This is a genomic window from Bradyrhizobium icense (genome assembly GCF_001693385.1).
Classification (GTDB): domain Bacteria; phylum Pseudomonadota; class Alphaproteobacteria; order Rhizobiales; family Xanthobacteraceae; genus Bradyrhizobium; species Bradyrhizobium icense.
The window spans coordinates 3,940,023-3,952,789 of the sequence record NZ_CP016428.1 but is presented as its reverse complement, the minus strand read 5'-3'; the positions used below and the strand labels follow the sequence as shown (position 1 = coordinate 3,952,789).

The window sequence follows — 12,767 nt, the reverse complement described above, 5'->3', positions numbered from 1 at the left end:
GCGGCGCGCTGCGCTGCATCCGGGGAACGCGCAACTAATACTCGACGCCGAACTCGTCATAGACCCGGCGGAACACCGCGGGCAGCACTTCCGAAAGGTCTTCCGCTATCAGGCCCGGCCCCGCCTCGCCTGCGGCTTCGCCGTGCATCCAGACGGAGATGCAGGCAGCTTCATAGGCCGGCACGCCTTGGGCCAGCAGCCCCGCGATCATGCCGGCCAGCACATCGCCGGCTCCCGCCGTCGCGAGCCAGGGCGGCGCGTTGGAGGCGATGCTGGCGCGACCGTCGGGCGAGGCAACCACCGTGTCCGGCCCCTTCAGCAGCACCACCGCGCCGCAGCGCTGGGCAGCGTCACGCACCCGCTCCAGTTTCGAGCGGCCGGGGTGCTTGTTGCTGATATCGCTGAACAGGCGCGGAAACTCGCCCTCATGCGGCGTCAGCACGACCTGCGGATCCTCACTCGCCCTGATCTGCTCAAACAGCCGCTCCGGCGCTTCGGCAAAGCTCGTCAGCGCGTCGGCGTCGAGCACGAGGCCGCGTTTCGTCGACAGCGCGGTGTGGACGAGATCGCGCGTGCGCGCGCCGATGCCGGCGCCCGGCCCGATCACGACGGAACTGAGCCGCCTGTCACCAAGCATGTCGGCGAATTCGACCACGGTATCGACGGGGCGAACCATCACCGCCGTCAGCGCCGCGGCATTTACAGCCAGCGCATCGCGCGGCGAGGCCACCGTGACGAGGCCGGCCCCTGCCCGCAGCGCCCCACGCGCCGCCAGCCGCGCCGCGCCGGTCGACGCCAGTTCCCCCGACAGCACCACGGCGTGGCCGCGGGCATATTTGTGGCCGTCGATCGGAGGCACGGGGAAGGATTTTTGCCAGCTCTGCGGAACGTTCTCGAACGTCTGCGGCCGGATCTCCTCGAGCACGCCCGCATCGATGCCGATCTCGGCGACGCGGACGCGGCCGCAATGCTTCCGTCCGGGCATCAAGAGATGCGCTGGCTTGCGGCGGAAGAAGGTCACGGTTTCGGCGGCGTCGATCGCAGCGCCCATCACCGCGCCCGTGGTGCCGTTAATGCCGCTCGGCAGGTCGACGGCCAGCACCGGCGCGCCATTGGCGTTGATCGCCTCGATCATCTCGAGCGGATCGCCCTTGACCGGACGGTTGAGGCCGGCACCGAACAGCGCGTCGATGATCAGGGCCGGCTTGCCGATCGCCTGCGGGTTGAACGGCAGCACCGGATATTTCCAGCCGCGTGCGGCGAGCGCGGCGTCCCCCTGCAGGCTGTCGCGCTCGCACAACAGGATGACGGAAACCTCGCGCCCGCGCGCGGCGAGTTCGGCTGCCGCCACAAATCCGTCGCCGCCATTGTTGCCGCGGCCGGCGACCACGACAATCGGCCCTTCCTCGACCAGATCCATCGCGGCCTCCGCCACGGCCTGGCCGGCGCTCATCATCAGCGCGAAGCCCGGCGTTCCGCCGGCAATCGTCAACCGGTCGGCGCGCTCCATCTCAGCCGTGGTCAAAATCTCCATGCCGAATCCTCGATCCATCCGCCTTTTCTGAAGGCATGCCCCCGTTGCGCCCGCGGTCCGCCTCGTCCCTTCTGCACACGAAACGATCTGTTTGCCTATTTTGTAAGCTTCGCTATCATGCAGGCCGCCGGCGAACCTCTTTCACTTGCCTGTTAAAAGTCTGATAACGTTCCGAAATCAGCCGCATTAGCAACTTGGCATAGACCCTGCTTTTGAGGAAGCCGGCTGCAAAGCCGAGCTCAGGATCGTCGCAGTCAGCGGCAATAATGAGCAGTTTCGGCTTTGCCGGATGCAAGGATCAAACCAGACGGCGCCAGGTAAGTTCACCGGGCTGCGACATCGAGACTATCTCTGCTCTGCAATTTGGAAATGCCCGGGAGGCGCTCAGTGAAGAAGATTGAAGCCATCATCAAGCCATTCAAGCTCGACGAGGTGAAAGAGGCGCTTCAGGAAGTCGGACTGCAGGGTATCACGGTCACCGAGGCCAAGGGGTTCGGCCGGCAGAAGGGACACGCCGAGCTCTATCGCGGTGCGGAATACATCGTCGATTTCCTGCCCAAGGTGAAAATCGAGATCGTGATTTCGGATGAGCTGGTCGAGAAGGCGATCGACGCCATCCGCCGCGCCGCCCAGACCGGGCGCATCGGCGACGGCAAGATCTTCGTCTCCAACATCGAGGAAGCGATCCGGATCAGAACCGGAGAATCCGGGCTGGACGCTATCTGAGCCGGGTGCTATCCGACATTTTGCGACTGAAAAACAAGACAAAGGGCTGCCTCCGCGGCCTGATTTCGTTCGCGATATCTCCATAGATCGTCCGCGAAGGTCGCCGTCGCTAGAATTCTGGAAATCGTCCCGTAAGCCAAAAGGGGTATTCATGAAGACCGCCAAAGACGTCCTGAAATCGATCAAGGACAACGACGTAAAATACGTCGACCTGCGCTTCACCGATCCGCGCGGCAAGTGGCAGCACGTGACCTTCGACGTCAGCATGATCGAAGAGGACACCTTTGCCGAAGGCCAGATGTTCGACGGCTCCTCGATCGCCGGCTGGAAGGCGATCAACGAATCCGACATGTGCCTGATGCCCGACCCGGTGACCGCGACGATCGACCCGTTCTTCGCCGAGACCACCATGGTCATCGTCTGCGACGTGCTGGAGCCGACCACGGGCGAGCCCTACAACCGCGACCCCCGCGGCATCGCCAAGAAGGCCGAGGCGATGGTGAAATCGTCGGGCGTCGGCGACACTGTGTTCTTCGGACCGGAAGCCGAATTCTTCGTGTTCGACGACGTGCGCTACCAGACCACCCCGTACAACACCGGCTTCAAGCTCGATTCCTCGGAACTGCCGATCAATTCGGACACCGAGTATGAAGGCGGCAATCTCGGTCACCGCATCCGCACCAAGGCCGGCTACTTCCCCGTGCCGCCGCAGGACTCGGTGCAGGACATGCGCTCGGAAATGCTCGGCGCCATGGCCAAGATGGGAGTCAAGGTCGAGAAGCATCACCACGAAGTCGCTTCCGCCCAGCACGAGCTCGGCATGAAGTTCGATACCATGACGCTGATGGCCGACCAGATGCAGATCTACAAATACTGTATCCACCAGGTCGCCCACATCTACGGCAAGACCGCCACCTTCATGCCGAAGCCGGTCTATGGCGACAACGGTTCGGGCATGCACTGCCACCAGTCGATCTGGAAGGACGGCAAGCCGGTGTTCGCCGGCAACAAATACGCTGACCTCTCCGAGACCTGCCTCCACTACATCGGCGGCATCATCAAGCATGCGAAAGCGATCAACGCCTTCACCAACCCGTCGACCAACTCCTACAAGCGCCTGGTCCCGGGCTATGAGGCCCCCGTACTGCTCGCCTACTCCGCGCGCAACCGCTCGGCCTCCTGCCGAATCCCCTATACGGCGAACCCGAAGGCCAAGCGCGTCGAAGTCCGCTTCCCCGACCCGATGGCCAATCCCTATCTCGGCTTCGCCGCGATGCTGATGGCCGGCCTCGACGGCATCAAGAACAAGATCGATCCGGGTCCGGCGATGGACAAGGACCTCTACGACTTGCCGAAGGAAGAGCTGAAGCAGATCCCGACGGTGTGCGGCTCGCTTCGCGAGGCGCTCGAAAACCTCGACAAGGACCGCGCCTTCCTCAAGAACGGCGGCGTGTTCGACGACGACTTCATCGACAGCTTCATCGAGCTGAAGATGACGGAAGTCGAGCGTTTCGAAATGACCCCGCACCCGGTCGAGTTCGAGATGTATTATTCGCAGTGATGGCTGGCGGGGTTTCCCGCCGGCATCGCGGCCCATGAAATGCGAAAGGCGCTCTCGAGGGGCGCCTTTTGTTTTGCGCCGTGCGCCTCGTTACATTGGGCAGGTTGGTGAAGCGTAATCCGCCGTTTTCGCAATCGGAGGTGTATTGCGCGATCAAGAACTTTGTTAGCTTGCCGGGATGCGAACGCGCCGATGCGCGAAACAACTGTTGGCGGATTACGCTGCGCTAATCCGCCCTATGCGCTACGCGCTCGCTGACCGGTTCCGTCCGGCGACCATTCGCCCTCCCCAATCAACCGAGGAGACCCTTCTTCGGGCAGATTCAGGGTCCCCACTCCGAGCCGGTTGCCATGCGGACGTCAGGCCTTGTGGGCCAACAGGTCGGCATACCGCTTGAGGTACAGCGGCCAACCCTGATCGCCGGCAACTCCGTCGCGTTCGCTTTCCCAGCCTTCGCCGTGGCGCTCGAGGTTTCGATGCTCGATTTCGACGCGGGTGCGGTCAGCCGTCTCGGCGGTGAAGCGCACCTCCCACTCGCTAGTCCTGTCCGGATCGGTCTCGATCTGCCATCGCGGGCTGATGTCCCAGCTCAGGAGCACGCGGTCCGGGGGCTCATAGGCCAGCACGCGCGCCCAGCGGCACTCGCTGCCGTCGACGCCACGATCATAGAGGTAGCCGCCGACCCGAGGCTCGAACACCGTCTCGGCAATCGGGACAGCGAGCAGGTTGTGCTCGGGCGGTTTGAAACTGCCGAAGTCTTCGGTGAAGACCTTGAATGCGCGCTCGATCGGCGCCTCGACCACGACGAACTGCTTCACAGATGCAACTGATATATAGGTGTTCATTGTGACTCCTCTGGTGGTTGCTCGACGGCGACCTTGTAGGCCGCCAGCGTTTTGCTCCAGAACCGGTCGAGCCAAGCACGCATCTGACCAAGCCCGTGTGGATCGATGTGGTAGACGTTGCTCGCACCCTTCGGCTCGGCACGAACCAGGCGCGATTCGCGCAGCACTTTGAGGTGCTGGGAAACAGCCGACTGCGAGACCAAAACCTGCCGGGTGATCTCCGCGACTGAGCGCGGGTGCTCTGCGATCAGCTCGAATATCGCGCGGCGGGTCGGGTCGCCAAGCGCAGCCAGTTGGGAATTATCAACAGCCATGACTTATGATTAGTACAAACTAATGATATTGTCAATCGGTGCGCTCGCAGCGTGCCGGGGCGCGACGGCTTCGACGGCTTCAGGCGGGTTCGAATTGAGGGTTTGGTGGAGTTCGACCGGCACCGAGCGGCATGTGGGCGACGTGGCGGGCGCTCGCCGAGAGGGGGGCCGGGCCCCGCCCCCTCTCTGTACAATCCGGTGGGCACGCCGAGGAGCCGCTTGCACGCGTCGCCCGGGTGCGCGGAGCGACACTCGGGACGTTCGCCGACCCCGCCTATTGCTGCGTTCATGCGGGCTACTTGCGGCCGACCAGCACATCGATGACTTACCGCCAGTAATGCCGTTAGCCCCGGAATGAGACTTGGAACGGGAACATCGCAATGTCGCTCGCGTTGAGGGGGTCCATCAGAATGCGTCGAAGGAGGACGCCCGTGAACAAAGCAACCCTGAATAGAACAACCTTGAATAGTCTCGCAACCACATGCGTCGCCCTGGCGCTCGCTCTTGCCACGGCTCCGGCCACGGCTCAGGACACCGGGCGGACGAGGGTCGGCACGCTCACCTGCAACATTGCGCCCGGTGTCGGCCTCGTTATCGGCGGGCAGCGGCAACTGAGCTGTGTCTATGCGTCGACGAGAGGCAGGGCGCGCGAGGCTTATGAGGGCGCCGTCAGCACGCTTGGCCTCGACATCGGTGCCACGACGGGCGGCCAGATGGCCTGGGCAGTTTTTGCGCCGGGCAGACTGCCCCGGGCGGCCTTGGCGGGAACCTATACGGGTGCGACCGCCGGCGGCACGGTCGGCGCCGGAGCCAGCGCCAACGTTTTGGTTGGAGGCCCGGACCGCAGGGTCATCATGCAGCCGGCATCCGTGCAGGGGCAGACAGGCGTGAATATTGCGGCAGGCGTATCCACAATGGAGCTGCGGCCGGCCGCTGCGCCCGCGCGCCGCACGACTCAGTGACGACATCATCGCAGGTGAACTGGTCGGCGGCTTGCCGCCGGGATCATTTGCCGCAAGATGCGAAAGGCGCCTGCATTCGGGCGCCTTTTGTTTTGTGCAGTAGGATGGGTGGAGCGACGTCCGGGACTTTCACCGAATCCCGCATGTTGCTGCGCTCACGCCGGCTACTTGCCGCTTGCTGATTTTGCCTCGCTTGCAAGCGCGATCTCGTCTTAGGGTTGCGGCAAATCAACGCCGACGGGCAAATCACTTCTGATTTTCAGAAATCGTGTCAAGGCTGGGAATCAAAAATATTCCGCTTAACACGAGGGGCAAATCATCGGCATAACTCCGCCCGTCTCACCCATTGAGGGGCGCTCGCGAACGTCACGAACGTGCGGTGAAATGCGATGGACGCTGAATGCGCAAGACGTAGGCGCCGGAAGCGTACGGCGAAGTCGTGTGGTTCGGGCGCCGCGGTGCTGGCGTTAAGTCGCGTGGAAGTTTTCCGCGTGGTGACGGAGGCAAAAGAGCCGTTCTCCGGGAAGAGCACGAAGTAAGCCGTAAAGCCATTGCGCAGGGAAGGCCGGGATGCTCCCGCTGTACCTGTATGCTCGTGTGCGTTTTGTTTTGCGCAATGGCACACGAGACCGCGGGTGCAGCAAGCACCTGGTCTTCCCTGCGCCCTCTAGATGAGAGGGCGGGAAATTGATGGCAAAGCTCGGGCAAAACATGTCGCGAGATCGCGAAGTCATATTCAGTTGTCGTCACCCGCGAAAGCGGGTGATCCAGTATTCCAGAGGCATCAATGATTGAACCGAGAAGGCGCGGCGTACTGGATCCCCGCCTGCGCGGGGATGACGATGGTGTGTTACGTCGCTACTCCACGTCATTGCGAGCGAAGCGAAGCAATCCACTCTTTCGATCGCAATGACGGCGAGGCGTCACTCCTTCGCGCGTTCACGGCGCCTACGCCGCCCGCGTGTGCGCCTTGAGTGCCGCCCCGAACGCCTCGAACAGCTTGCGATTGATCGGGTTGCGCTGCGGATCGTACTCGGCGTGCCACTGGACGCCGAGTGCGAAGGCCGGCGCGTCCGCGATCCGGATCGCCTCGATGGTGCCGTCCTCGGCGATGCCCTCGATGACGACGCGATTGCCCGGTTCGAGAATGCCCTGCCCGTGCAGCGAATTCACCCGGATGGTTTCGCAGCCGAGCAGGCTTGCAAAGGTGCCGCCCGGCGTCAGGTGGACGTCGTGGCGGTCGGCGAACACGACTGTTGGGTCAGGATGGATCTCGCCGTTCTCCAGCCGCGGCATGCGGTGGTTGATGCGGCCGGGGATTTCGCGGATTTCCGGATGCAGCGAGCCGCCGAACGCGACGTTCATCTCCTGCAGGCCGCGGCAGATGCCGAAGATCGGCACGCCGCGGGCGACACAGGCCTCCGTCAGCGCCAGCGCGACGTCGTCGCGGTGAATGTCGTAGGGCTCGTGCCTCTCGTGCGGCTCGGTCTTGAAGCGCGTCGGATGGACGTTGGCCCGCGCGCCGGTAAGCACGATGCCGTCGACGACGTCGAGCAGCGCACCGATGTCGGTAATCTCGGGCGACCCGGCAAACATCAGCGGCAGCGCCCCCGCCACGTCGGTGACCGCGCGCAAATTGCGCTCTCCGACCATCTGGGTCTGGAAACGATTTTCGACGCGATAGGCGTTCCCGATCACACCGACGACCGGCCGCTTCATCGCCAATTTTCCGCTGTCATCGTCCCGTGCAAGGATCTTCTGGGTTGGGCTGCCATTGCCGGCGATAATGCCCGCGAGCCGACGGCGGATCAATATCCGGCTGCGGCCTGCGGGCCTGCCCTGCTATTTTCGCGTGAAAGCTTCCCGGGCGTCGATTCCGTCGACCCCGGGCAAACCGGCCGCCCGAAGCGCCGCGGCAGCCGAATTTCCGGCGTCACCGAGCCACGGCAGTTTCGCCAGAATTCCGCGCGTGACCGGCTCGCCCAGCGCGCCGCCGAAATCGACCGGCCAATATCCGTTCGGCACCACTTCGGCAGATATCGCCTGAAGGCGATGGCCCCTGCCGAGCACTGTTTCGGCATCGTCGGGTGCTACCTGACGCGCGGTGCCGGGGTTGGCCGGATCGGTGAAGGTAATGAGCACCGGGATCAGCGCATCCTTTACCGGCACAACGCCCGTCAACCGGCTCATCTCGTTAAACGAGACCCGCTTATCGGCCGCCGCCGTATAGGCGCGCAGAGCCACGTAGTTCATGTCATCTAGGACGAGGTTGTTGTCGACATGCGCGAGCAGCGCGACAAGGTTCTTGCCCTGCCCGAGGTCCACGAAAACGGCATCGCCGACGGTCCGGGTCCGCCCGCGGCGGGTATAGCTGCGATCAGGATGAACGGCCACTACGCCGGATGCCGATTTGCGCCCCTCCGGCGTCTCGACCTCGACCGTCAGGCGATATTTGTGGGCGGGACGGTTGATTCTGATCTGGTCGCCGATCACCAGCGCCGCCAGCAGCGCAATCGGACCGAACCACTTGAAACTCATCCCGCCCTCGCCGGCTCCGCCATACCGATTCATTCACCGCTTGGCACATCGGATGCGGCAGCGTCAAACCGGCGCGTGCGCGGCCGCTTGATCCCGGCGGCGTTTTGGCGAAAGACTGCCGAGCAATTCAGTGAAAAGGAATCAACGTGACAGGTCCGGCTGACAATCGCCTTCAGGCCCGCAACGACATGGCGTGGGCGATATCGGTCGGGGGCATCGGCGTCGTGCTGTTCGCCGCGCTGCTCGCCTTGACCTGGCACTTCGCCGCGACGCTGTTTCTGATCTTTTCCGGCATCCTGCTCGGCGTCACCCTCAACGCCATGAGCAACCTGCTCGGACGCGTGGTGCGGCTGCCGCATGCGCTGCGGCTGACGATGGTCTGCCTGGTGGTCGCGGGCATGCTGTCGGGCATCGTCTTCCTCGGCGGCAGCACGATCGCCCAGCAGACGACGGCGTTGAGCAGCACGCTCAAATCGCAGCTCGTCAACGTCAAGGCTTTTCTCGAACGGAACGGCATCGACACCAGCCTTTTTGACTTCGGCACCCTGTCGTCGACGTCGGATGATGGCACGCCCGCGCCCGCCGCGACGCCGACGCCGCACACGCTTCCCAGCGCCGGCACGATTGCGGCCAGCGGCGGCGCGATCTTCAGCCAGAGCCTGAAACTGATTCTGGGCACCGCCAGCGCCGTCGGAAACTTCTTCATCGTGCTGTTCCTGGGGATTGCGTTCGCGACCCAGCCGAGCGTCTACCGCAACGGACTGCTGTTCATCGCGCCTGCGAAGCATCGCGTGCGCGCGATTGCGATCGTCGACCGGATCGGCGAGACGCTGGAGCGCTGGCTGATCGCACAGATCATCACCATGGTCGCGGTGTTTCTGGTGACCTGGATCGGGCTGTCGATCATCGGCATCCAGAGTTCGTTCATCCTGGGCATCCAGGCCGGGCTGCTCGCCTTCATCCCGACGGTCGGCGCGATCCTCGGCGGGCTGATCGTGGTGCTGGCCAGTCTCGCGTCGGGATGGGTCGCCGGCCTCTCGGCCTTCATCCTGTTCCTCGGCGTGCACGCGCTGGAAAGCTACGTGCTGACGCCGATCATTCAGCGGCAGGCGCTGGATATTCCGCCTGCCACGCTGTTTGCGTTCCAGATCCTGCTCGGCGTCGTCTTCGGCATCTGGGGGCTGGCACTTGCGCTGCCCCTGATGGCGATCGCCAAGGTGATGATCGACCATTTCAAGGCGGAAGCGGCGCCGGTCGCGATTGCGGCCGGCTGATGGCTTCAGTCCGCCGTGGTCAGCACCGTCTCGGTATGTTCGACCTCGGGTGGCGAAGCAAAATAGGGCCCGACCAGCGCGCGCCAGGCGGTGAAATCTTCCGAACCGCGAAAATCCACCGTGTGGTTTTCCAGCGTCTCCCACTTCGCCACCAGCCGATAGCGCTGCGGCTTTTCGATCGATTTGTGCAGTTCAAATCCCTTGCCGCCCTTGGCGCGCAGGAACAGCGGACGGGCCTTGGCGACGGCCGCTTCAAAATCCTTCTCGGTGCCCGGCTTGACGTCGATTTGTGCGATTTCGGTGATCATTGGGTTACGCCCTCTCGTGAGAATTGGCGTGTCTAACCCAGCCGCCTCAAAAGCAAAAGGCGATGCAGATGCGTTGCTGCGATGCACGGTGGCTCTCGATGCCGCAAGCGTGAGGAAATCGGGCGCGTGACGTGCTCCCGCCGCAACCCTGGTCTGGTGTAGGCTTGCGCTGAACAACGAGCGACAACAAGCTCATGGTCCCGAGGAGAAAAACAATGAATCTCGGTCGGATCCTGTTCTCCTTCACCCTGGCTGCGGCGGCAAGCGGACTGAGCTTGATGGCGGCGCAATCGCAGGCGCAGCAGCCAGCGGCGGTCACCATCGACGATGACGATATCGGCGGCGTGGTGCGCGGACCGAACGGGCCGGAGGCCGGCGTCTGGGTCATCGCGGAGACCACCGAACTGCCGACGAAATTCGCCAAGATCGTCGTCACCGACGACCAGGGCCGCTACGTGATCCCGGACCTGCCGCCGAAGGTGAACTACGCCATCTGGGTCCGCGGCTATGGCCTCGTGGATTCGCCGAAGCTGCGCGCCAGGCCCGGCCAGCAGGTCAATCTCACGGCAGTCCCGGCACCGAACGATGCCGCGGCGGCCCATTATTACTCGGCGATCTACTGGTATACGATGATGAAGATCCCGCCGGCAAAGGACTTTGGCGGCTCTACCGAGATCCCGAAGGAGATCACGCAGGACATCTGGCGCCAGAGGATGAACAACGTCGATTGCATCGGCTGCCATCAGCTCGGCCAGGAATCCACGCGCACGATCCCGGGCGCGTTCGGCGAATTCAAATCGGGCGAGGAAGCCTGGATGCGCCGTGTCGCCTCAGGGCAAACAGGCGAATGGATGGTGAACCGGCTCGCAGGCCAAATGGGCGGCGTTCCCTTCAAATATTTCGGCGACTGGACCGACCGGGTCACGAAGGGCGAACTGCCGAAGGCCAAGCCGCCGCGGCCGACCGGCATTGAGCGCAACGTCGTCATCTCGTCGTGGGAGTGGGCGACCGAAAAACATTTCGTCCACGACCTGATCTCCTCGGACCGGCGCTATCCGACGGTCAACGCCTACGGCCCGCTGTACGGCGCGAACGAGTATTCGTCCGACGACATGCCGATCCTCGATCCCAGGACGCATAAGGTGACGTTCTCCAAAATGCCGGTCGCCGATCCCAATGCGCCGGAATCGTTCGGGCCTCCCCTGCATGGCACGGCACTCCTCAATCCGGTCAGCCCTTCGCCCTATTGGGGCGACGAGAAGATCTGGAGTCAGCGCTCCAATAATCACAACAGCATGTTCGACAAGAAGGGTCGCGTGTGGCTGGCGGCAGCCGTGCGCGGCATCGAAAATCCGGCGTATTGCAAGAAGGGGTCCGATCACCCGTCGGCCAAGGCCTTTCCGCTCGAACGCTCCGGACGACAAGTGACGGTGTTCGATCCCAAGACCCAAAAATACAGCTTCATCGATACCTGCTTCGGCACTCACCACCCGCAATTCGGCTACGATGCCGATGATACGCTCTGGACGTCGGGGACCGGACCGGTCGCCGGCTGGATCAACACCCGGCTCTGGGACGAGACTGGCGATGCCGTCAAAGCGCAGGGCTGGGCGCCGTTCGTGCTCGACGCCAATGGCAACGGCAAGGTCGACGAATACACCGATCCGGGCAAGCCGGCAGAGGCCGGCAAGGACATGCGAATCGCGGGCTCGGGCCCCTACGCGGTGATGCCGCATCCGACCGACGGCTCGGTCTGGTACACCGTCAACGTCTTCGTCGGCCCACCCGGCTTCCTGCGCTTCGACCCCAAGACCAAGCTCTCGGAATTTTACGCGATACCGAAGGAAGGCATCGGCGTTCGCGGCGGCGACATCGACAAGAACGGCGTGCTCTGGGGCTCGGGCTCGAACGGCAGCCTGATCCGCTTCGATCGCAGCAAGTGCAAGGCGCCGCTGAACGGGCCGGGTGCGACCGGCAACCACTGCCCGGAGGGCTTCTCCTACTTCAAATATCCTGGTCCCGGCTTCGAAGGGTTCGAGAACTCAAGCGCCGAGGCGAGCTACTACACCTGGGTCGATCACCACAATACGGCCGGCCTCGGCGAGAACATCCCGATCTCCACCGCGAACCTCAACGACGGCTTCGTCGCCTTCAAGGACGGGCAGATGGTGATGCTGCGCATTCCCTATCCGCTCGGCTTTTTCGCCAAGGGCCTCGACGGACGTATTGACGATCCGAACGCAGGCTGGAAAGGCCGCGGGCTCTGGAGTTCGAGCGGCGATCGCACACCCTGGTTGATGGAGGGCGGCAAGGGCTCAAAGCCTCGCGCCGTGCATATTCAGGTGCGCCCCGACCCATTGGCGAAGTGAGGAGTAGCGGCTAGCCGAACAGCAGCGCCATGCCGGCGACCATCAGCGCGCAGCCGATGAACAGAATGGCAGGCCAGCGCATTCTGCGCTGAACGTAACGCCCCTGCGCACGGCGCTCGGTGATGAGCGCCATCTCGAATTCTTCCGAGGTCGAGAACATGCAGCCGAAACCGCCGCGGGCGGAGGCTGCAGCCGCTTCGAGCGATATCAGGGCAGCCTGTGGGTTTGATCTGCGGGATGAATCCATGTGCAGATGATAGGGATGGAATGGTAAACGGGAGGTTACCACAGGCCTCCATCCCATGGAGAGCGATCCAAAGTGTTGGATCAGTCTCC

At 63.4% G+C, this 12,767-nt stretch carries 12 protein-coding genes; 5 read left to right on the top strand and 7 right to left on the bottom strand.

Going from position 1 to position 12,767, the window contains the following annotated elements; translation table 11 throughout:
• Positions 1-34: 34 nt before the first annotated feature.
• Positions 35-1,534, bottom strand: a complete 1,500-nt coding sequence (locus tag LMTR13_RS18635) for a bifunctional ADP-dependent NAD(P)H-hydrate dehydratase/NAD(P)H-hydrate epimerase (RefSeq protein ID WP_065729101.1) — start codon at positions 1,532-1,534, stop codon at positions 35-37.
• A gap of 387 nt (positions 1,535-1,921) precedes the next feature.
• Here LMTR13_RS18635 and LMTR13_RS18625 point away from each other — a divergent pair, with 387 nt between their 5' ends.
• Together LMTR13_RS18625 and glnA are read left to right on the top strand one after the other, a co-directional pair.
• Positions 1,922-2,260 carry a P-II family nitrogen regulator gene (locus tag LMTR13_RS18625; protein ID WP_027537227.1) on the top strand — a complete coding sequence of 113 codons (339 nt, stop codon included), beginning with the start codon at positions 1,922-1,924 and terminating at the stop codon, positions 2,258-2,260.
• 151 nt (positions 2,261-2,411) lie between these two features.
• Complete coding sequence (glnA, locus tag LMTR13_RS18620) at positions 2,412-3,821, top strand: type I glutamate--ammonia ligase (RefSeq protein ID WP_028345760.1); 1,410 nt, start codon at positions 2,412-2,414, stop codon at positions 3,819-3,821.
• Between the two features lie 359 nt (positions 3,822-4,180).
• Here glnA and LMTR13_RS18615 read toward each other — a convergent pair whose 3' ends face one another.
• Complete coding sequence (locus tag LMTR13_RS18615; RefSeq protein WP_065729099.1) at positions 4,181-4,666, bottom strand: SRPBCC family protein; 486 nt, start codon at positions 4,664-4,666, stop codon at positions 4,181-4,183.
• A complete protein-coding gene (locus LMTR13_RS18610) occupies positions 4,663-4,980 on the bottom strand; it encodes an ArsR/SmtB family transcription factor (RefSeq protein ID WP_065729098.1) in 318 nt (105 codons plus the stop codon). The genes LMTR13_RS18615 and LMTR13_RS18610 overlap by 4 nt, the downstream gene beginning before the upstream one ends.
• Positions 4,981-5,411: 431 nt before the next feature.
• Between LMTR13_RS18610 and LMTR13_RS18605 the strand changes: the two genes are divergently transcribed.
• The gene (locus LMTR13_RS18605) at positions 5,412-5,942 is read left to right on the top strand and encodes a DUF992 domain-containing protein (protein WP_236843430.1); all 531 of its coding nucleotides are present in this window, start codon (positions 5,412-5,414) and stop codon (positions 5,940-5,942) included.
• Between the two features lie 948 nt (positions 5,943-6,890).
• On the opposite strand, the gene LMTR13_RS18600 is transcribed toward LMTR13_RS18605, so the two are convergent.
• Together LMTR13_RS18600 and LMTR13_RS18595 are read right to left on the bottom strand one after the other, a co-directional pair.
• Positions 6,891-7,661 carry a gamma-glutamyl-gamma-aminobutyrate hydrolase family protein gene (locus tag LMTR13_RS18600; protein ID WP_065732795.1) on the bottom strand — a complete coding sequence of 257 codons (771 nt, stop codon included), beginning with the start codon at positions 7,659-7,661 and terminating at the stop codon, positions 6,891-6,893.
• Between the two features lie 123 nt (positions 7,662-7,784).
• A complete protein-coding gene (locus LMTR13_RS18595; protein WP_065732794.1) occupies positions 7,785-8,480 on the bottom strand; it encodes a hypothetical protein in 696 nt (231 codons plus the stop codon).
• 146 nt (positions 8,481-8,626) lie between these two features.
• Between LMTR13_RS18595 and LMTR13_RS18590 the strand changes: the two genes are divergently transcribed.
• Positions 8,627-9,754, top strand: coding sequence for an AI-2E family transporter (locus tag LMTR13_RS18590; RefSeq protein WP_065729097.1), 1,128 nt, complete (start codon positions 8,627-8,629; stop codon positions 9,752-9,754).
• Between the two features lie 5 nt (positions 9,755-9,759).
• Here LMTR13_RS18590 and LMTR13_RS18585 read toward each other — a convergent pair whose 3' ends face one another.
• Positions 9,760-10,062, bottom strand: a complete 303-nt coding sequence (locus LMTR13_RS18585; protein WP_057839131.1) for an antibiotic biosynthesis monooxygenase family protein — start codon at positions 10,060-10,062, stop codon at positions 9,760-9,762.
• Between the two features lie 215 nt (positions 10,063-10,277).
• Between LMTR13_RS18585 and LMTR13_RS18580 the strand changes: the two genes are divergently transcribed.
• The gene (locus tag LMTR13_RS18580) at positions 10,278-12,431 is read left to right on the top strand and encodes a carboxypeptidase-like regulatory domain-containing protein (RefSeq protein WP_065729096.1); all 2,154 of its coding nucleotides are present in this window, start codon (positions 10,278-10,280) and stop codon (positions 12,429-12,431) included.
• A gap of 10 nt (positions 12,432-12,441) precedes the next feature.
• On the opposite strand, the gene LMTR13_RS18575 is transcribed toward LMTR13_RS18580, so the two are convergent.
• Positions 12,442-12,678 (bottom strand): hypothetical protein, encoded by a 237-nt coding sequence (locus tag LMTR13_RS18575; protein ID WP_065729095.1) that lies wholly within the window; start codon positions 12,676-12,678, stop codon positions 12,442-12,444.
• Positions 12,679-12,767 lie beyond the last annotated feature (89 nt).